Origin of the sequence: Stappia sp. TSB10P1A, assembly GCF_900185725.1 — a bacterium.
GTDB lineage: Bacteria > Pseudomonadota > Alphaproteobacteria > Rhizobiales > Stappiaceae > Stappia.
Genome location: NZ_FYAU01000002.1, coordinates 39,986 through 59,358, shown reverse-complemented (window position 1 = coordinate 59,358; position 19,373 = coordinate 39,986). Strand labels below are relative to the sequence as shown.

The 19,373-nt window shown below is 67.6% G+C and carries 18 protein-coding genes and 1 tRNA gene; 8 read left to right on the top strand and 11 right to left on the bottom strand.

Annotation, left to right across the window (positions count from 1 at the left end):
* Positions 1 to 517: 517 nt before the first annotated feature.
* A complete protein-coding gene (locus tag TSB10P1A_RS00270) occupies positions 518 to 1,201 on the bottom strand; it encodes a GntR family transcriptional regulator (RefSeq protein WP_186385893.1) in 684 nt (227 codons plus the stop codon).
* A gap of 192 nt (positions 1,202 to 1,393) precedes the next feature.
* On the opposite strand from TSB10P1A_RS00270, the gene TSB10P1A_RS00265 reads away from it, so the two are divergent.
* From TSB10P1A_RS00265 to TSB10P1A_RS00255, 3 genes are all read left to right on the top strand, one after another.
* Entirely contained in the window at positions 1,394 to 2,212 is an 819-nt protein-coding gene (locus tag TSB10P1A_RS00265; RefSeq protein WP_244292876.1) for an N-acyl homoserine lactonase family protein, read from the top strand.
* Positions 2,213 to 2,304: 92 nt separating this feature from the next.
* A complete protein-coding gene (locus tag TSB10P1A_RS00260; protein ID WP_186385892.1) occupies positions 2,305 to 2,844 on the top strand; it encodes a Chromate resistance protein ChrB in 540 nt (179 codons plus the stop codon).
* A gap of 152 nt (positions 2,845 to 2,996) precedes the next feature.
* On the top strand, positions 2,997 to 4,220 hold the full coding sequence (locus tag TSB10P1A_RS00255; protein WP_186385891.1) for an MFS transporter: 1,224 nt from the start codon (positions 2,997 to 2,999) through the stop codon (positions 4,218 to 4,220).
* Between the two features lie 120 nt (positions 4,221 to 4,340).
* Here TSB10P1A_RS00255 and TSB10P1A_RS00250 read toward each other — a convergent pair whose 3' ends face one another.
* On the bottom strand, positions 4,341 to 4,655 hold the full coding sequence (locus tag TSB10P1A_RS00250; RefSeq protein ID WP_186385890.1) for a helix-turn-helix transcriptional regulator: 315 nt from the start codon (positions 4,653 to 4,655) through the stop codon (positions 4,341 to 4,343).
* Between the two features lie 77 nt (positions 4,656 to 4,732).
* On the opposite strand from TSB10P1A_RS00250, the gene TSB10P1A_RS00245 reads away from it, so the two are divergent.
* From TSB10P1A_RS00245 to TSB10P1A_RS00235, 3 genes are all read left to right on the top strand, one after another.
* Entirely contained in the window at positions 4,733 to 5,278 is a 546-nt protein-coding gene (locus TSB10P1A_RS00245) for a DUF6428 family protein (RefSeq protein WP_186385889.1), read from the top strand.
* 532 nt (positions 5,279 to 5,810) lie between these two features.
* The gene (locus TSB10P1A_RS00240) at positions 5,811 to 6,821 is read left to right on the top strand and encodes a LysR substrate-binding domain-containing protein (RefSeq protein ID WP_186385888.1); all 1,011 of its coding nucleotides are present in this window, start codon (positions 5,811 to 5,813) and stop codon (positions 6,819 to 6,821) included.
* Positions 6,822 to 6,910: 89 nt separating this feature from the next.
* Positions 6,911 to 7,702: a crotonase/enoyl-CoA hydratase family protein gene (locus TSB10P1A_RS00235; RefSeq protein ID WP_186385887.1), complete on the top strand. Its 792-nt coding sequence runs from the start codon at positions 6,911 to 6,913 to the stop codon at positions 7,700 to 7,702.
* On the opposite strand, the gene TSB10P1A_RS00230 is transcribed toward TSB10P1A_RS00235, so the two are convergent.
* A complete protein-coding gene (locus TSB10P1A_RS00230; protein WP_186385886.1) occupies positions 7,703 to 8,590 on the bottom strand; it encodes an NAD(P)-dependent oxidoreductase in 888 nt (295 codons plus the stop codon). It lies immediately after the preceding gene.
* A gap of 115 nt (positions 8,591 to 8,705) precedes the next feature.
* Between TSB10P1A_RS00230 and TSB10P1A_RS00225 the strand changes: the two genes are divergently transcribed.
* Complete coding sequence (locus TSB10P1A_RS00225; RefSeq protein ID WP_208986977.1) at positions 8,706 to 9,629, top strand: LysR family transcriptional regulator; 924 nt, start codon at positions 8,706 to 8,708, stop codon at positions 9,627 to 9,629.
* 26 nt (positions 9,630 to 9,655) lie between these two features.
* Here TSB10P1A_RS00225 and TSB10P1A_RS00220 read toward each other — a convergent pair whose 3' ends face one another.
* The 4 genes from TSB10P1A_RS00220 to TSB10P1A_RS00205 all read right to left on the bottom strand — a co-directional run bounded on the left by TSB10P1A_RS00220 (position 9,656) and on the right by TSB10P1A_RS00205 (position 15,142).
* The gene (locus tag TSB10P1A_RS00220) at positions 9,656 to 10,783 is read right to left on the bottom strand and encodes an ABC transporter permease (protein WP_186385885.1); all 1,128 of its coding nucleotides are present in this window, start codon (positions 10,781 to 10,783) and stop codon (positions 9,656 to 9,658) included.
* Position 10,784: 1 nt separating this feature from the next.
* Complete coding sequence (gene rbbA, locus TSB10P1A_RS00215; protein ID WP_186385884.1) at positions 10,785 to 13,541, bottom strand: ribosome-associated ATPase/putative transporter RbbA; 2,757 nt, start codon at positions 13,539 to 13,541, stop codon at positions 10,785 to 10,787.
* On the bottom strand, positions 13,538 to 14,518 hold the full coding sequence (locus tag TSB10P1A_RS00210) for an HlyD family secretion protein (protein WP_186385883.1): 981 nt from the start codon (positions 14,516 to 14,518) through the stop codon (positions 13,538 to 13,540). The genes rbbA and TSB10P1A_RS00210 overlap by 4 nt, the downstream gene beginning before the upstream one ends.
* A gap of 549 nt (positions 14,519 to 15,067) precedes the next feature.
* Positions 15,068 to 15,142: transfer RNA gene (locus TSB10P1A_RS00205), tRNA-Thr, on the bottom strand.
* A 242-nt stretch (positions 15,143 to 15,384) separates the two neighbouring features.
* Here TSB10P1A_RS00205 and TSB10P1A_RS00200 point away from each other — a divergent pair.
* Entirely contained in the window at positions 15,385 to 15,669 is a 285-nt protein-coding gene (locus TSB10P1A_RS00200) for a hypothetical protein (RefSeq protein WP_186385901.1), read from the top strand.
* A gap of 99 nt (positions 15,670 to 15,768) precedes the next feature.
* On the opposite strand, the gene TSB10P1A_RS00195 is transcribed toward TSB10P1A_RS00200, so the two are convergent.
* Genes TSB10P1A_RS00195 through TSB10P1A_RS00180 form a run of 4 tightly spaced genes read right to left on the bottom strand, consistent with a single transcriptional unit; the run spans position 15,769 to position 19,333 of the window.
* Positions 15,769 to 16,269, bottom strand: coding sequence for a response regulator (locus TSB10P1A_RS00195; RefSeq protein ID WP_208984886.1), 501 nt, complete (start codon positions 16,267 to 16,269; stop codon positions 15,769 to 15,771).
* Positions 16,270 to 16,319: 50 nt separating this feature from the next.
* Positions 16,320 to 16,496: a cbb3-type cytochrome oxidase assembly protein CcoS gene (ccoS, locus tag TSB10P1A_RS00190; protein WP_186385881.1), complete on the bottom strand. Its 177-nt coding sequence runs from the start codon at positions 16,494 to 16,496 to the stop codon at positions 16,320 to 16,322.
* Positions 16,496 to 18,778, bottom strand: a complete 2,283-nt coding sequence (locus tag TSB10P1A_RS00185) for a heavy metal translocating P-type ATPase (RefSeq protein WP_186385880.1) — start codon at positions 18,776 to 18,778, stop codon at positions 16,496 to 16,498. Before TSB10P1A_RS00185 ends, ccoS begins: the two co-directional genes overlap by 1 nt.
* 30 nt (positions 18,779 to 18,808) lie before the next feature.
* A complete protein-coding gene (locus tag TSB10P1A_RS00180; RefSeq protein WP_186385879.1) occupies positions 18,809 to 19,333 on the bottom strand; it encodes a FixH family protein in 525 nt (174 codons plus the stop codon).
* Positions 19,334 to 19,373 lie beyond the last annotated feature (40 nt).

The following is a 19,373-nucleotide window of genomic DNA, read 5'->3' as shown; positions in this document are numbered from 1 at the left end:
GAATGGGTCCCGGCTCTCCGGCTTCGCCTGCGGCCGGGATGACCTCCGAGACGGAGGCGGTGCCTTGCATCCCCACCGCCGTCACCCCGAGAAAGTGGCCCGACCCCGCATCCTCTCGGCCGTCACCGAAGCACGACCTCGCATCCCCACGGCCGTCACCCCGGCCGCGCGCCAGCGCAGAGCCGGGGGCCATTGGCTGCCAGAGCGGCGGCGGGGACGCGCCAATCCCTCCCCGCGTCATCCCGCACGCAGCGCAGCGAAGATGCGGGACCGGCGAGCCGAGAGCCTCACGAGGCCCCCCCGAACGACGCCCCGACCGCCGTGCCTCCCCGGTCCCGGATCTTCGGCCTTCGGCCTCGTCCGGGAGGACGCCAAGGAGAGGATGGAGCGAACAAGACGGCAGCAGGGAGAGGAGCGACACGCCGTCCCGCCTCACGCCGGCCGAGGTTGCCAATGGCTCCCGGCTCTCCGGCTTCGCCTGCGGCCGGGATGACGTCCTGAGAAAGTGGTATCCCCCTCAGGCGACTTCCGCGTCGCTGAGCAGTTGCAGGGCGATCTTGCTGCTTTCTTCCACATGGGTGATGCTGGCCCGGCGCGCCCAGTCGGCATCGCGGGCGCAGATCGCGCGGGTGATGTCGCGGATTTCCTCGACGCTTTTCGGCAGCCGGTGCGGCTGGGTCATCGTCGTTGCGCGCAGCATCGAGACGCGGTTGTGCAGCGAGGTCAGCATGTCCTCGACATAGATGTTGCGCGCCCCCGCGATCAGGCAGCGATAGAACTCCGCCTTGCGCGCGACGAGCTGCTCGGTCGGCGCCTTGCCTTCCGCCGCCGCGGCGAAGGCCTCGCAGGCCGCAAACAGCCGCCGGTGTTCCTCGTCGGTGCCCTTGACGGCGAATTCGGCACCGCAGAACCCTTCCAGCAGCGCGCGAAGCTGGTAGAGCTGCCGGGCCTCCCCGAAGGAGACCTTGGTGACGATCGGGCCGCGATGCGGCTCGGTGCGGATCAGGCCTTCCGCCTCGAGCTGCCGCAGGGCCTCGCGCACCGAGGTGCGGCCGACGTCGAAAGTCTCGCAGAGTTCGCGTTCGATGAGACGGTCGCCCGGCTTGAAATGGCCGGTGGCGATCAGTTCGCGCATCTTCTCTTCCACCAGATGGCGGATCGTCGCGCGCTCTTTCGAGATTCTCAGTCTCGGCTGTTCCATCGAGTCCACTTTCTCCGAGCCGGCCGGGCTCCGGTTGCTCGGCGTTGAATAACACATCCCGCGCCGCGCGCGCTGCTTGTTGGACATCCCGTGGTCCGGCAGGTATAGAGCTAGAATGACAGATTGTCAGACAAACCGCCAGCGCCGGGCCGCCAGGCAACGGCCGACCGTCCGCTTCAGGGAGACCGTTCCGTGACCATTCCCAGCCTCCGCAAGGCCTCCTCCTCCCCCGCCGCGCCGTGGCAGGTGATCGCGCTGCGCTATGCCACCAAGGACCTGCCGCCCGGCCATGCCGTTCTCGACCCCGACCCGCACGAGGGCGAGGCCCGTCTCGACTATTATATCTGGCTGTGCCGCAACGGGGAGAGGACCGTGCTGGTCGATACCGGCTTTGCGCCGGAGGAAGGCGCGGCCCGCCAGCGGATCCTGCTGACCCATCCGGTCGAGGCCTTGAAGCGCATCGGCGTTGCGCCGCAGGATGTCACCGACGTCTTCATCACCCACCTGCATTACGACCATGCCGGCAACCTGCGCCATTTCCCCAATGCGACCATCCACTTGCAGGATGCGGAGATGGCCTATGCGACCGGCCGCTGCATGTGCCATGCCCGCATGCGCAAGCCCTTCGCGGTCGAGGACGTCAAGACGGCGGTGGAGATGGTCTTTCGCGACCGCGTGCGCTTCCACGAGGGGGATTACACGCTGCTGCCGGGCCTCACCGCCCGTCTCGTCGGCGGCCATTCGCAGGGGCTGCAGATCCTCGTCGTCGACGGCGAAACGCCGCTGGTCATCGCCTCCGACGCGCTGCATCTGCGCCGCTACCTGACCGACGGCCAGATCTTTCCGGTCTTCGCCGACTATTTCCGCACGGTCGAGGGTTACCGCGTGCTGCAAGAGCTGATCGAGGCCGGCTGCGAGATCCTGCCCGGCCATGACCCCGACGTCCTCACCCTCTACCCGCGCCTCGACCCCGACTGGGAAGACGCCGTCGTCATCCGCAAGGGCGCGTGAGGGGCGCGACGGCCGTCACTTTCGATACGTTACGACCGTCCTGTGCGAATTCGCCCATTGACATGTAACGGCTGTAACATCAACATCGAACCATGACAACATCCTGGTTGCTGCTGACCTACAAGGTTCCCCCCGAGCCCGCCAGGAAGCGCGTCGCGCTGTGGCGCCGGCTCAAGGGCATGGGCGCCGTCTACCTGCAAAGCGGCGTCTGCCTGCTGCCGAAGACGGACGACCATCTCCGCCGGCTCAAGATGCTGGAGAACGATGTCGCCGAGATGAATGGCGAGTCGGTCCTCCTGCAGACCGTCGGACTCGACCGCAGCCAGGAGGACAAGGTGCTGTCGCGTTTCAAGGCCGACCGCGACGAGGAATACAAGGAATTCCTCGACAAGTGCGACGACTTCGAGCGCGAAGTCGCCAAGGAAGAGGCGGCCAATCACTACACCTACGCCGAACTCGAAGAGAACGATGTCGACCTGAAGAAGCTCCAGGGCTGGCTGGAGAAGATCAGGAAGCTCGACTTCTACGGCGCCCCCTTGCGCGCCGAGGCCGAGAGCCGCCTGAAAAAGTGCGAGACGATCCTGGACGCCTATGCCCAGCGCGTCTTCGAGGCTCACGACGAGAACAAGTAACGAACCGGGCCACCATACCGGGGCCACCACCCAGGGGCCACCACGCCGGGGCCACCACATCGGGGCCACCACACCGGGGCCACCACACCGACGGCATCATTGGAGTTGAGCGGCATGGTCACGTTGGGCACGATGATCACAGGGGGCATCGCATGAGCAATGTCGGGCCGACGGCCAATTCAGGTCCGGTGTGGCGCCGGATTCCCTCCGGCATCTGGGCACTCGGCTTCGTCTCGCTGCTGATGGATGTTTCGTCCGAGATGATCCATGCCCTGCTGCCGGTCTATCTGGTCGTCGGGCTCGGCGCCACCGCGCTCACCGTCGGCATCATCGAGGGCATCGCCGAGGCGACAGCCTCGATCACCAAGATCTTCTCCGGGGCGCTCAGCGACCGGATCGGCCGGCGCAAGGAGCTGGCGGCGCTCGGCTATGGGCTCGCCGCCGTCACCAAGCCGATCTTCCCGCTGGCGCCGACCGTCGGCTGGCTGGTCACCGCCCGCTTCGTCGACCGGATCGGCAAGGGCATTCGCGGCGCGCCGAGGGATGCGCTGGTTGCCGACATCAGCCCGCCCGAGTTGCGCGGTGCGAGCTTCGGCCTGCGCCAGTCCCTCGACACGGTCGGCGCCTTCCTCGGCCCGCTGCTGGCGATCGGCCTGATGTGGCTCTTCGCCGACGATTTCGTCTCGGTCTTCTGGGTCGCCGTGATCCCGGCTTTCCTCGCCTTCGGGCTGATCGTCTTCGCCGTTCGCGAACCCAAGCGCCAGGAGGGGCTTCGGCAGGTACGCAATCCGCTGAGCCGGCGCGAACTGGCACTGCTGGGGACGACCTACTGGTGGGTGGTCGCCGTTGCGGCGGTCTTCACGCTCGCCCGGTTCAGCGAAGCATTTCTGATCCTGCGCGCCGAAGGCACCGGCCTGCCGCTGATGCTGGTGCCCGCCGTCCTGGTGGTGATGAATGTCGCCTACGCCCTGTCGGCCTATCCCGCCGGCGCGCTCTCGGACCGGATGGACCGTGTCACCATCCTCGTTATCGGCCTGGGGTTGCTCATCGCCGCCGACCTCGTCCTCGCCTTCGCCCCCGGCCTTTTCGGCATCGCCTGCGGCGTCGTGCTGTGGGGCCTGCATATGGGGTTCACGCAGGGTCTGCTGGCGACGCTGATCGCCGATGCGGCGCCGGCCGAACTGCGCGGGACCGCCTTTGGCATGTTCAATCTCGTCACCGGCATCGCCCTGCTCGCGGCCAGCGTCATCGCCGGCGCGCTGTGGGACAGTGTCGGCCCGCAAGGCACCTTCCTCGCCGGCGCCGCCTTCTCCGGTCTGACGATCATCGGCCTCTACCCGCTGCGCCGGCGGCTGGGCGCGCACAAGCGCGGATGAGGCGATAATCCAGGACCGGGTGCGTGACAATCTCGGCCCTGTCGGAATCCATGGCGTTCGGCCTCGGCCGCGAGGACGAGGATTAGATCAGCCGCGCGGTGGGTGTTGGCCCCACCTTGATCACGACCCGCAGCACGACCGCAGGTCCGGGTGGCCGGCGCAGCACTCCTCCAGAAGGAAGCGCATCAGCGCGCCGATCCGGTCGAAGTCGACCCGGTAGCGCAGGCTGCGCGCCTGCCGCTCGGCATGGACGAAGCCGGCTTCCGACAATGTCGAAAGATGGAACGAGGCGCGCGACGGGCTGGCGCCGATCGCCTCGGCAATCTCTCCGGCGGCAAGGCCCGCCGGCCCCGCCCGCACCAAGGCCCTGATCACCCGCAACCGGTCGTCATTCGACAGGGCCCCGAAAAGCGTGGCAGCTTCCTGCTCGTTCACAATTCAATTCCTCTTGAAATGTCAGAGTCGCTGTGGCAGATATTATTTCAACATAGTTTGAAATGAAAGGCCCGACCATGATCACCCTTCCCGACCTCATCGCCCTGCTGCGCGCCCATCCTGACGACATGCCGCTGGTCTTCGCCAGCGAGGCCGGCGACATCGGCCCTGGATATCACGTCACCGAACTGCGCCATTCCGCCTCGACCGGCATCGATTGCGGCGGCACCATCGAGGCCTGGCCCGAGGTGCGCCTGCAACTGCTCGACGGGACGGGCCGCACCCACATGCCGGCCGGCAAGTTTGTCGGCATTCTCGAAAGGAGCCTGAAGGCGCTGCCCGCGCTGGCGCAGGCACCGGTGATCGTGGAGTTCGCCCCTGGCAACCGGGGCCTGCGCCTGATGCTTCCCGATGCCCCGCAGGCCGAGGATGGCCGCCTGGTGCTGCGCCTCAACGAGACGCGGGCGGTGTGCAAGCCGGCCGAACGCAGTGCCGCCGCACGGGCGCCGGGCGAGCAGGCGGCCTGCTGCGGCACTGCCGCCGTGTCGGAGGCCCATATGGCCGCGGCGGCCTGCTGCACGCCCTCGGCCGAGGCGCGGACGCCGGGCGGCGGCTGCGCCTGACCTCGCCATTGCGGTTCGCGAAAGGCGCCGGCCTTTCGCGAACCGGACCCTTGCCGGCAAGACCCACGAAGACCAGGCTTGACGGTCGAGGATTGTGGGGCGATCAGCCGTGCGGACAAACGGCTTTCCTGCCTGCCTGATCGCCTGACAGCGCCGCCCCTCCCCAAAAACCTTATCCCCGGTTTTGCGGGCGCACCCGGCGCGCCATGGTACCGGCCCGGCGTCGGGTCTTTCGGCGACGCGGCTCACCCCGGTTATTTTTTACGAGATACCGTCCGATTGGCATGGGTTGAGCAGCGCCCCTACCCCGCCGACCGGGCGGCGCGACGATTTCGCGAAATTGCGACGCCTTGCGTCAATTTTCGCGGAAATTGAGACGGAATTTCGCAAAATCCGTCGCAAGTCTCGCAACCGGGGACAAGGCCGCCGGAGGACCCGGCCGGCACGGCGGGCCGGCCCCGCCGATTTTGCTTTGCCCGGCACCCGTTTTCCGCGTTTAAAAGAGCAAAACTCATTTCATGGGGACCCGCCGATGAGCCTGCGCCTGCCGCCGCTTGCCTCGCTCCGCCTGTTCGAGGCCGCCGCCCGCCATGCCAGTTTCAAGCTGGCGGCCGAGGAGCTTGGCCTCACCCCGTCGGCCGTCAGCCACGGCATCGACACGCTGGAGACCTGGCTCGGCGCGCCGCTGTTCGACCGCTCGGGCCGTGCGGTGACGCTGACCGCCGCCGGCGAGGATCTGCTGCCTTATGTCAGCGAGGGCCTGTCGATGATCGCCACCGGCGCGCACCGGGTGTCGCCGCTGCTCGGCGCCCGCCGCATCCGCGTCAGCGTCGCCCCGACCTTCGCCCGCCGCTGGCTGGTGCCGCGGCTCGGCCGGTTTGCCGGCCGCCATCCGGAGATCGACCTGCATATCGACACCAGCCACCGGCAGGCGGTGTTTCCGCTCGACGGCGTCGATCTCGCCATCCGCATGGGGCCGGCGCCCTGGCCGTCGGCGCGCTCCGAACTGCTGTTCCGCGAGGCGTTGCAGCCGGTCGCGCATCCCGACCTTGCCGCCCGCCTGCCCCGGCGCGACGGGCGGATCGACTGGGCGCGCGCGCCGCTCATTCATGTGGCGTCGGTCGAGAACGACTGGGCGGCGTGGGTCGCGGCCGCAGCGTCGGCGACGGGCAAGACGCTGCCGCCGCCCGGCCGGGGGCTGCATGTCGATACGGTCGATCTGGCGCTGGAAGCCGCCGCGCAGGGGCTCGGCGTCGCCCTTGCCCGCCTGCCGCTCTGTGCCGGCGCGCTCGCTTCCCCGGCGTCTTCTTCGCCCGCGTCCCCGCCTTCCGCAGCTTCCTCTCCCACGCCCTCCTCTCCTGCTCCTGCCACCCCCGCCCCGTCTTCTCCTGCCTCCCCCGTCCTCTCGCCGCTGGCCGGCTGCCCGCCCGTGCCGGTGCGCACCGGCTATTGGGCCCTGCTGCCCTCCGGCCACGAGCCGCGGCGCGAGATCGCTGCCTTCCTGCGCTGGCTGAAGGGCGAGAGCTCGGTTTTCCGAACATGAATTCTGTTCACTTGAGGCGAGGTTTCCTCGTTTGTGTCCGGCAGGTCATCGGGCCAGCATGGCGTGACTGGACCGACGAGGAGACCCCCATGTCCGACACCGTGCTTTGCGAGATCGACGGCGGCATCGCCACCTTGACCCTGAACCGGCCTGACAAGCTCAACGCGATCAATTACGAGATGGCCGACCGGCTGCTCGAACGGCTGGAGGAGATCGAGTTCGACGCCCGCGTTGGCGCGGTGATCCTGACCGGCGCCGGCGAGCGCGCCTTCTCCGCCGGCGGCGACATTCCGCAGTTCCGCGAGAGCGTCCGGCTCGGCCCGGCCCGCGCGGTGCGCGATTTCGTCCGCCGCGGCCAGGCGATGACCGCCCGGCTGGAGGCCTTTCCGAAGCCGGTGATCGTCGCCGTCAACGGCCTTGCCTATGGCGGCGGCTGCGAGATCACCGAGGCCGCGCATCTCGCCGTCGCCAGTTCGGAGGCCCGTTTCGCCAAGCCGGAAATCGCCATCGGCATCCCGCCGACCTTCGGCGGAACCCAGCGTTTGCCTAGGCTTTCCGGGCGAAAACGCGCTTTGGAGCTGCTCCTGACCGGCGATCCCTTCACCCCCGAGCGGGCGCTGGAACTGGGCCTCATCAACGCCGTCGTGCCGCCCGGCGAGGTGATGGACCGCGCCCGCGCCCTTGCCCGCCGGATCCTGCGCCACTCGCCGCTGGCGGCCGCCGGCATCATCGCAGCCGTCACCCGCGGCCTCAACATGACCATCGCCGAAGGCCTGGTCGCGGAGGGCGAGCAGTTCGCCCGGATGGTCGCGACGAACGACATCCACGAAGGGCTCGATGCCTGGATCGAGCGGCGGGTGCCGGCCTATTCCGGCACCTGATCAGGCGCCGTGCGGCCCGCCGTCGCTGCGGGCCGCGATCGCCTTGACCACGGCGGCCATGTCCTGCGTCCCGAGGCCCAGCCCCTCCGCCTCGCCGAACAGCGCGTCCGCGACATCGAGCAGCGGCGCGGCGATCCCGGCGCCGCGCGCCGCCTCGGCGATCAGCCGGCTGTTCATCTTCACGTCGGAGATCGCCGCCTGCACCGAGAAGTCGCTGGCGCACAGCTTGGCGAGCTTGATCCGGGAGACGGCGCTGGCCATCGGCCCGGCGTCCAGAACCGCTTGAAAACACTGCAGATCCGCGCCCTGTCGCTCGGCGAAATGGAAGGCCTCGGCAAGGCCCGCGACCATGGTGACCAGGAACAGATTGACCGACAGTTTCATGGTGAGGGCGCCCGGCACCGCGCCGCAGGCAACCGTCTCGCGGCAGACCGGCCGCAGCAGCTCGCGCAGCATCGCGACATCGTCGGCAGCGCCCGCCAGCATGCCGACGAGCTGCCCTTCCTCCGCCGGCACGCGGGAGCCGGAGACCGGCGCCTCGACATAGCGCCCTCCGGTCGCGCGGATGTCGGCGTCCAGCCCGCGCGACCACTCCGGCGCGCTGGTGCCCATCGACACGATCAGCCGCCCGCCGACATTGGCGGCGAAGCGCTCCGTGCCGCGGCCGAGCACCGCATCGCTGGCCGCCCCGTTCGCCATCATCAGGATGACCACCTGCGCGTTCCGAAACACCTCGGCCGCGCTCGCCGCAACGCTCGCGCCGGCCTCGCGCAAGGGTTCGCAGCGCTCGGCCGTGCGGTTCCACACCAGCAGATCGGCGCCCGCCCGCGCCAGATTGAGCGCCATCGGCTGCCCCATCACGCCAAGACCGATGAACCCGATACGCATTCCCACCCTCCTTTGTCGGACCTGCGCGAAGGCTAGCGCGGCCATGATCTTTCGAATATCGGATAATTCAGGATATCGACTTCAGGATTTCGGGATGATCAGAGCCAATCTCGACATGGACGCGCTGCGCAGCATGGTCGCCGGCATCGAACTCGGCAGCTTCGCCCGGGCCGCCTCCCAGCTCGGCCGTTCGCAATCGGCGATCAGCATGCATCTGAAAAAGCTGGAGCAGCAGACCGGCCAGGTCCTGTTCCGGCGCAGCGGCCGCGGCCTGGTGCCGACCGAGGCCGGCGAGACGCTGCTCGGCCATGCAAGGCGCATCCTGGCGCTGAACGACGCGGCGCTCGACCGGCTGGGCGCCGCGGCGCAGCCGGCCGCGGTCCGGCTCGGACTGCCGCAGGACTTCTTCGAGGACGTGATGCCGGACGCGCTGCGGGCCTTCGCCAAACGGCATCCCGGCACCCATGCGGAGGTGCGCGCGGGCCGCAACCACGTGCTGGCGCAGGAGGTGCGCGCCGGGCGGCTGGATGCCGCCCTCGCCTTCTTTCCGGCCGGCTCGGACGGGCACGGCGAGCGCATCGCCACCCTGCCGCTGGTGTGGATCGGCACGGGTGCGGCGCAAGCGATCGAAGATCCGTTGCCGCTGGCGCTGTTCGACCATCCCTGCCTGTTTCGCCGGTCGGCGCTGCGCGGCCTCGACGAGGCGGGGCGAGCCTGGCGGCTGGCGTTGACCACGCCGAGCCTCCCAGGGCTGTGGGCGGCGCTGCGCACCGGCCATGGGCTCACGGCGCGGACACGGCACCGCATCCCTGACGACCTGCGGGAGATCGACCCTCACGCGCACGGATTGCCCCCTCTGCCGCCGATAGAGGTGAGACTGCTCAGCGCGGAGGCCCCCACATCAGCCGCAGCTGACCTTTGTGCGATCCTGCGAGATGCGGCAGAGCGGCACCTCGCCCGGCACGAAAGCCGAGTGCCGGGCGAAGAGGCGCTGAACCATCGGAAAATGCAGGAGAATGGTGCCGTTGGAGAGACTTGAACTCCCTGCCCACTCTGGCGTTGCGGTCAGCGCGCACCGGCCATGGTCGTGCGGAAGCGCGACAGGGCAATGACGAAGAAAACCGCGCTCAGAACCGACATCGCGACGAGTGACGGCCACACGGTCGTCAGCCCTGCGCCGCGGTAGAGAATGGCCTGGGCAAAGGCAACGAAATGGGTCGAGGGCGATGCCTGCATGATCGCCTGAAGCCATGCGGGCATGCTTTCCATCGGCGTGGTGCTGCCGGAAAGCAGGTTCATGATGACCAGAACCGGCAGTGCGAGAAGGCCGAACTGCGGCATCGAGGTCGTGAAGGTGGCGATCAGGATGCCGAGCCCCGTTACCGAGATCATGTAGATCAGGGCCCCGAAGACGAACAGGGCAATCGACCCGTGGATCGGCACGCCGAGCAGACCCTGCACCACGAAGACCAGCGACAGAACGGCGGCCAGTACGATGACCAGTCCGTTCGCCCAGATCTTCGCCACCATGATCTCGGAGGGCTTCACCGGCATCACCAGAAGATGCTCGATGGTGCCGTGCTCGCGTTCGCGGATCAGCGCGGCCCCGGTCAGAAGCACCGACAGGAGGGTGACGTTGTTGATCACCTGCATCACCGCGTTGAACCAGCTCGAGTCGAGGTTCGGGTTGAACATGGCACGGACGACGAGGTTGATCGGCAGCGCCGCGGCGTTTTCGTTGCCGCTCAGGAACTTCGCGGTCTCGGCCTGGATGATCGACTGCAGGAACACCGTACCGTTGCCCGCCTGGGCCATGGCGGTCGCGTCGACATTGAGCTGGATCTCGGACTTGCGACCGGCCAGCAGATCGGCTTCGAAATTCGGCGGAAAGCGCAGCACGAAAACAAAGGCGCCGCTGTTCATGCTCGCGTCGATCCGGTCGGCGGAGATCTCGACGGGGGTATCGAATTCCGGCGGCAGAATGGCGCTGATGATGCGTCCGGACAGGGCGGAACGGTCCTCGTCGACATAGGCGACGGACGCGTTCAGCACCTCGAGCTTGGCGCCTGTCGCAACGGCATAGATCGCCAGCGTGAAGACATAGACGATCAGCAGCAGCAGGACGGGATCGAAGACGAGGCTTCTGAGTTCCTTGACCCCCAGGCGATAGACATTGGCGAGCCACAGAAGCATTCTATGTCTCCTGCTTGTCCAGAATGGCGATCGACAGGACGGTGAAGAACAGCGCGAAACCGGCCAGCGCCAGGTGATTGTGCCAAAGCTCGGCGAACCCCAGCCCCTTGGTGAAGGTGCCCACGCTGACCTGCTGATACCAGGAGGACGGGAAGGCCAGGCCAAGCAGGCGGCCGCTCCCCGACAGCGAGGAGACCGGCACGATCAGGCCGGAAAAGTTGACGGCGGGAATGATGGCGATGATCGCGGCGGCGAAGGTGGCGGCCACCTGCGTCCTGGTGAAGGTCGACACCAAAAGGCCGAAGGCCGTTGTTGCCAGGATGTAGAACAGGGTTCCGACAATGAGCGCCGGAGCAGAGCCCTTCAGGGGAACACCGAACACCACATAGCCGATGGCGACGAGGCTGGCGAAGCTGATCAGGGCGATGACGACATAGGGAAGCTGCTTGCCGAGCAGGAACTCGCTGCGCGTGACCGGCGTCGAGCGGAAATTGGCGATCGAACCGGTTTCCTTTTCGCGCACCACGCCCATTGCCGTCATGATGGCGGGGATGAGGACGAGCATCAGCATCATCACCGAGGGCACGATGGCGAACACGCTCTTGAAGGACTGATTGTAGCGGAAACGGGTGACCACCTCGGTGGCATAGGGCGAGATCACCTCGCCATACTGCCGCTCGATCTGGTCAGTGTAATAGCCAAGGGCCAGGCCCTGCAGATAGCCGCGCGCCGTCTCTGCACGGAACGGCATCGCACCGTCGATCAGCACATCGATCTCCGGGGTATCGCCGCGCAGGAGCTGGCGCCCAAACCCGGGCGGAATCTCGATGCCGATGCTGATTTCGCCGTCGACCATGCGCTGTTGCAGATCCCGCCTGCCGGTCGCCGGCGCGTGCTCCTCGAAATAGCGAGAGCCGGAGAAGCTCTCCAGCAGCGTCCTGCTCTCCATGGACCGGTCGCGGTCCAGCACGGCATAGGGCAGGTTCTGGACGTCCAGCGAAATGCCGTAACCGAAGGTCAGCATGAGGATGACCGGTCCGAGAAAGGCAAAGACCAGCCGCATGGGATCGCGCAGCAGTTCCATCGTCTCGCGGCGGGCAAACGCCCAAAGGCGCGACGGGCTGAAAAATCCGCCTGTATCCGCGATGGACGCCGGAGCCGGCCGCGGGGCTGGAACTTCGGGTTCCGAAACCGGAGCTGCCCTGACCGGTTCGGGTGAGACGTCCTGCCCGGACGCCTCGCGCAGAATCTCGATGAAGGCGTCGTTCAGGCTGGCCGCGCCCTTGCTGCGGGTCAGTTCGTCGGGCGCGCCGACGGCCAGCACCCTGCCCGCATGCATCAGCGAGATGCGGTCGCACCGCTCCGCCTCGTTCATGAAATGGGTCGAGATGAAGATCGTCACGCCCTGATTGCGCGACAGGTCGATCAGGTACTGCCAGAAAATGTCCCGTGCGACCGGATCGACGCCGGAGGTCGGCTCATCGAGAATAAGCACTTCCGGCTTGTGGATCAGCGCCACGGCAAGCTGCAGCCGCTGCCTGATGCCGAGCGGCAGCCCGTTTGGCCGCATGTCCGCCTCGCCCCGCAGGTCGAAGGTGCTCAGCATTTCCTCGATGCGGGCCGCGCGCGTTTCGGGGGCGAGACGGTAGAGGGCTGCGTGCAGCTCCAGGTTCTGGCGCACCGTCAGCTCGGAATAGAGCGAGAAGGACTGCGACATGTAGCCGACGCGGCGCCGGGTGGCCATGTCGTTGGCGTTCAGCGTCTCGCCGAACAGCAGCGCATCGCCCTCGCTTGCCGGCAAAAGCCCGGTCAGCATCTTCATCGTGGTCGACTTGCCGCAGCCATTCGATCCCAGAAAACCGAAGATTTCGCCGCGCTCGATTTCGAAACTCACATGGTCGACGGCGGTGAAGTCGCCGAAGCGGCAGGTCAGGCCGTGCGCCTCGATCGCCGGCGGTCCCTCCATCGGCACGCGCGGCGGCACCTCGACGGCACGGTGTCCGCGCCGCTCGGCTTCCGGCAGCATGGCAACGAACGCAGCTTCCAGCGTCGAGACGCCGGCAGCCTGCCGCAGCGCCTCGGGCGTGCCCTCAGCGATGATCCGCCCATCCATCATGGCGGCCAGCCAGTCGAAGCGTTCGGCCTCCTCCATATAGGCGGTGGCGACGATGACGCTCATGTGCGGGCGGTCGCGCCGGATGCTGGCGATCAGCTCCCAGAACTGCTCGCGCGAGAGCGGATCGATGCCGGTGGTGGGTTCATCAAGGATCAGAAGGTCCGGATCGTGGATGAGGGCGGAGCAGAGCGACAATTTCTGCTTCATGCCGCCGGAAAGCTTGCCGGCCGGGCGATCGGGAAACGGCGCAAGGCCGGTGGCTTCCAGCAGCGCGTGGATCCGCTCCGCGCGCTCCGCCTCCGACTGTGCGAACAGACGTCCGAAGAAATCGAGATTCTCGCGGACCGACAGGGTTGGGTAGAGGTTGCGGCCGAGCCCCTGCGGCATATAGGCGACGCGCCGGCTGCAGGCCCGGCGATGGGCCGCGCTGGCCATATCGCCGCCGAACACCGTTACCGAACCCGACTGGATGCGGCGCACGCCGGAGACGATCGCCAGCAGGGTCGACTTGCCAACCCCGTCCGGGCCGATCAGGCCGGCCATGCAGCCGGCCGGAATGTCGAGCGTGACATCGCAGAGGGCTGCGACCTCGCCATAGCGATGCGTGACGCCCTGCAGCCTGGCGGCCGGTTCTCCCGTCATTGCGGCAGCTTGACCTCCAGGAAGCCCGGCCAGGCGATGGCAGGGTCGGTCCGCACATAACCGACGCCTGCGACACCGGCCTTGGCGCGGTCCTGGTACCGGGTCAGAAGATCCTTCGGGATGGACAGCTTCACCCGGAACATCAGGTTCTCGCGCTCATCCGACGTTTCCACCGACTTCGGTGTGAACTGGGCATTGCTGGCGACGAAGGTGACATTCGCCGGGATGACGTAGTCGGGAATGGGGTCGAGGATCAGGCGCGCTTCGCTGCCGACCTGCAGCAGACCGGCATCGCGTGCCGGCAGGAAAATGGTCATGTAGATGTCGGTCAGATCGGTGAGGGTGAGCACCTTGCCGCCGGCGCCGAGCACCTCGCCTTCGCGGGCCAAAAGGTACTGGACCCGGCCGCCGCGGGGCGCGCGCAACTGGGTGTCGTCGAGAATGGCTTCGAGCTGGGCGACTGCTGCCTTGGCCGACTCGATGGTGGCCTTGGCAAGTCCGACGCCGGCCTTGGCCGCTTCCACCCCCGCCACGGCGGTGTCGAACGCGGTGCGCCGCTGGTCGGCCAGCTCCTGCGAGCTCACCTGCCGCTCAACCAGCGCGACGGTGCGCTGATGCTCCTTTTCGGCGAGGTCGCGCTTGGCCTCGTACAAGGCGACCTGCGCTTCGGACTGGCGCAGACCCTGCTCGGCCTGGGCGACCGTGGCGCGGGCCTGGGCGAGCCGGGCGTTGAGTTCCGACACATCCATGCGCGCGACGAGTTGCCCTGCCTCGACCATCTCGCCCTCGCTGACCAGGACCTCCGTCACGCGCCCGGCCATCTTGGTGGCAACGTCGACGCGCTCGGCTTCGATCCTGCCGTTCGAAGCGGCGATGCCGTGGGGCAGCGTCTCGGTGTTCATCGTGCGCCACAGATAGAACCCGCCCGCGACGGCCGCGATCAGAGCCGTCACGGCGATGACCTGTTTCCACTTCATCGAAAGTCCCTTGCAAACAGAAAATGCATGGCGTCATGTCGGCCTGCGCCTGCACAGCGCCGATCATGCTTTGCATAATGCACGCTTAGGGCACCCGCGTGCACAACCATTTGATGTCAGTCAAAGGTGGGTCATCGTAAAGGGTAAATTTTGCCTGCCGCCATCGAGCCTTGACCGCAGGACTTGCATACTATTGCGGCATCACAGCCTGATCGGTGCTGCATCTTGCTTGCAAGGCACGGATCTTGAGGCCGTTGGGCAGCGTGAGCCGAGCCGCACCGACAGGAAGCAACGCTTTCCGATCGCAGCAATCGACTGAGCAACACGACCCCAGTCAGCGCAGACGAGATCATTGGCGGCGCCGACGGCAATCGCCTTCACATCGGCCACCTACCCGTCACCTGCACCAATCCGGGCATAAACTGGCGCCAGATCCCGCAGCTGTTCGCAAGTCTCCAGTCGATCTGCGTGTTCCTGCACGCAGATCGACTGGAGACTTGCGAACAGCGGCCAAAAAGCAAGGGAGAATAACGATTTCAAGGGGATGGATGGTGCTGCCGGAGAGATTTGAACTCTCGACCTCTCCCTTACCAAGGGAGTGCTCTACCCCTGAGCTACGGCAGCGATGAGCGCGGGTGTATGCGCAAATTCCGGCATGGTCAAGAGGGGTTCACGGGTTTTGACATCGCAATCCACGTCCCGCTCCGCCAGGCCGGCAACGGCCAGGCGCGGCCGTCCCGGCGCGCCCTCGGAGTCCTTGCGATCCGCCCCGGTTTTGCGGCATATCCTGAAAGCCGCACCGCGCACCGGGCAGGCAAATCCCCAGCGCGGCGCGTCGACAAGCCTCACCATGCACGGGGATTGGCGTGACGGATCGTCCGCGACACATCAGCAAGAGCGCAGCGCCCGACAGCGGCAAGAACGCCGGCAGCGTCTCTGGCAGCGTCTCTGGCAGCGTCTCTGGCAGCGACACCGCCAGGAGCGGCAAGTCGGCCAACCGCGAGGAAGACCGCGCGGCGCGTCTGGCCGCGGCCCTGCGCGCCAACCTTCGCCGGCGCAAGGCGGCGGCACAGCGCGACCCCGCCCCGTCCGAGGACCATGATGCCGAGGATCCGGCCGGCCCGTCCGTGCGGGGGCCCGACGAGGACTGATCGAGGGTCAGGCCTGACGAGTTCCAGGGGCGTTGCGGGGACGGCGGAAAGAGGTGGAAATTGCGGCGATGACGGCCGGCTCAGGCGGTCCCGATGGGCTCAGGCGGCCTTGCCGTTCTCGCCGTTGTCCATGCCCTGCCAGATCTTCTGCCGGTTGCGGATCTCGCGCGGCGCGGGACCGAAATAGCTCGGCGTCTTGACGAAATCGCGCGGCTGCATGATGACGCTGCTGACCCGCTGATAGAGCGCCTTGGCGGAAATCGGCTTGGACAGCAGTTCGTGCACGCCGAGCCGGCGCGCCTCGATGATGCGGCTGCGTTCGGTGTGGCCCGTCACCATGATGATCGGGATATAGGCGAAGGGATTATGCGGATTGCGGATCATCCGCACCATGTCGGCGCCGTCGAGGATCGGCATCACCCAGTCGAGGATCAGGATGTCCGGATTGGCGCGTTCCATGGCCTCGAGGCCCGAGGCGCCATCTTCCGCCTCGACGATACGCCGCGCGCCGAATCCCTGCAGCATCGTGCGCAGGATGGTGCGCATGTAAGCGCTGTCCTCGACGAGAAGAAAGGTCAGGGATGCCAGATCAAGCGACACGTTGAACCTCCGGTGCCCCTTCATATGGCACGGGAAATCTGAAATATCGGTTAGCCCGGCCGATCGTTTTTTCGCTCATCCTCCGGCAGGTCGTCATCCTGCAGGATCCGGTACTTGGCGCCCTCCAGGTCCTCGTACTGGCCGGACTTCAGCGACCAGAGGAACCCGATCAGACCGAGCAGCCCGAGCGCCAGCGCCGCCGGAATGAGATAGATCAGGACGTCCATCAGGCGGCCTCCACTGCCGGCCGGGCCGCGCCGCGGTCCCGCTTCGGGGAAGCGGGCGCCGGGGCGGGCGCGGAATGGGCCTGCGCCGCATGCGGATCGCCAAGCCGCAGCCGCAGCGCGTTCAGCGTCACCACCAGCGAAGACGAGGACATCGCCAGCGCCGCCCAGAGCGGGGTGACGAAGCCGGCCACCGCGAAGGGAACGGCGACGAAATTGTAGAGCACCGAAAAGCGCAGGTTCTGCACCATCGCCCGGTGCGCCCGCCGGGCATGACCGAGCGCGTCGGCGACCGGCGCCAGCTTGTCGCCGAGGAAGACGGCATCGGCCGCGGCCTGCGCGACATGCACCGCCGTCACCGGCGAGATCGACACATGGGCGGCGGCCAGCGCCGGCGCATCGTTGAGCCCGTCGCCGGCCATCAGCACCTTGCGCCCCTCGCCGGCCAGATGCTCCAGCCGGGCGATCTTGGCCGTCGGGGTGAGTTCGGCCGACCAGTCGTCGATGCCGAGGTCCCGCGCAACCTGCTCGACCGGAGCCGTGCGGTCGCCGGACAGGATGGCCAGCCGGTAGCCGTCGCGGCGCAGCCGCGCCACCGTCTCCACCGCATCCGGCCGCAGCCGCTGGCCGACCGCGAACGGTACCGCCGGGGCATCGCCATCGCGGAAGGCGATCAGCGAACTGCCCGGATGCCGCGCGGCGAAGGCCGCCACCTCGGCCTCGTCCATCCCGCAGAAACGGGCGCTGCCGAGCCGCAATTCGCGCCCCTCGAACAGGGCGGCGATGCCCTCGCCCGGCGTCTCGCGCACCTCGTCCAACGGCACCGCGGCATCGGCGGCGCGCGCCAGCGCGGTCGCCAGCGGGTGGCGACTTGCCAGTGCCAGCCGGCCGGCCAGATGCAGGGTGTCGGGGGCGATATCGCTGGCCCCGGCGACTTCCGGCAACGGCAGCGTCAGCGTGCCGGTCTTGTCGAAGACGATGGTGTCGGCCTCGGCGAGGCGCTCGATGGCATCGCCCGAATGCAGCAGAACGCCGGCGCGGAACAACAGGCCGGAGGTCACCACCTGCACCGCCGGCACCGCAAGGCCGAGCGCGCAGGGGCAGGTGATGATCAGCACGGAGATGGAAATCACCAGCGCCGGCTGCCAGCCGCTGCCGGCCAGATACCAGCCGGCGAAGGTCAGCAGGGCGGCCAGATGCACCACCGGCGAATAGTGCTTGGCGACCCGGTCGGCGAGTTGGACATAGCGCGAGCGGGCCTGGGCGGCGGTTTCCAGCAAGCGCGTCACCTCGTCCAGCAGCGTCGCGCCGGAGGCGACGGTCACCTGCACGGTCAGGCTGGCGGAGGCGTTGGTCGTGCCCGCATAGACCGCATCTCCCGGCCCGACGCCGGCGAGCGCGGTCTCGCCGGTCACCAGGCTCTGGTCGATCTCCGAATGGCCGGCGACGACGCGCCCGTCGAGCGGCACGCGCTCGCCGGCGCGCACATGGATCAGGGCGCCCGGCTCGACCCGCGACAGCGGCACCTCGCGCAAGGATCCGTCCGGGCGCTGGATCACCGCCGTCTCCGCCTTCAGCGCCGCGATGTTCTCGGCGAAGGCCCGGGTGCGGCGGCGCATCATATGATCGAGATAGCGGCCGATCAGCAGGAAGAACAGCAGCATGACGGCGGATTCGAAATAGGCGTGGTGGGCCGACTGGACCGTCTGCATCACCGACAGGAACAGGGCCAGCGTCACGCCGATGACGATCGGCACGTCCATGTTGAGCCGCCCCGCCCGCAGCGCCGCAAAGGCCGAACGCAGGAACGGCCGGCCGGCATAGACGGCGGCCGGCAGCGCGATCAGGGCAGACACCCAGTGGAAGAAGTCGCGCGTCTCGGCATCAATGCCGCTGACATTGCCCGACCAGACCGAGACAGACAGCAGCATGATGTTCATCATCGCGAAGCCGGAGACGGCCAGCGCGCGCAAGAGCTCCCGCCCGGCCGCGTCGGAGCGCTCGCGCACATCCGCCGGATCGAAGGGATGGGCCCGGTAGCCGAGCTGCGTCAGCACCTCGATGATCCGCTCGGCGCTCGTCGTCTCCTGGCACCACTCCACGGCAAGCCGGTGGCTGGTCAGGTTGAGGCGGGCCCGTTCGACGCCCGGCTCCAGGCCGAGCCCCTGCTCGATCTCCACCATGCAGGCGGCACAGGTCACCCCCTCGACGGCGAGATCCATATGGGCCTTGCCGTCGTCCTTCAGGGTGACGAAGGCATCCCAGTCGCGCTCATGCACGGTCATGTCGGTCGCCGCTCCTCCTCTTCCCGCCGTCTATTCGGCAAAGAAGATCCGGTTCTGCGAACGGAAGGCCTCCCCGTCCTCTCCGGACCTTGCGTCGAGTTGCAGTATCCAGCGGCCCGGCGCGATTTCTTCCGCCTCGGCCGAATAACGGCCAAGTTCGCCTTCGCTCAGCACCAGCTTGCGGGCCGGCTCCGGGCTCGCGGGGCGCTGCAGCGTCGCCTCGACCGCCAGCCCCGACAGCGGCGCACCATTGCTGTCGCGCGCCGTCACCTCGATCCGCGCGACGCCGTTGTCGTCGCGGGTGACATTGCCGGCAACATCCCAGTTCAGCGCTTTCTGGGCACGGGAGGCCGCGATTTCCCCGTTATAGGCCTGTCCCGCCTCGTAGACGCGGTCCGTCACCACGCCGGGGAAGGTGCTCAGGGCGAAATAGACGAAGAAGATGTTGGCGACCAGCATCACGAAGAAGAAACCGCCAAGCCATGCAAGGACCGTTCGCCCGGTCATCTTGCGCTCGGTTGTCTGGTGCTGCGCTCCAGCGGCGGTTCCGGCCATCTTCAACTCCTGGTCGATGCTGTTTCCATTGGGGGCGATT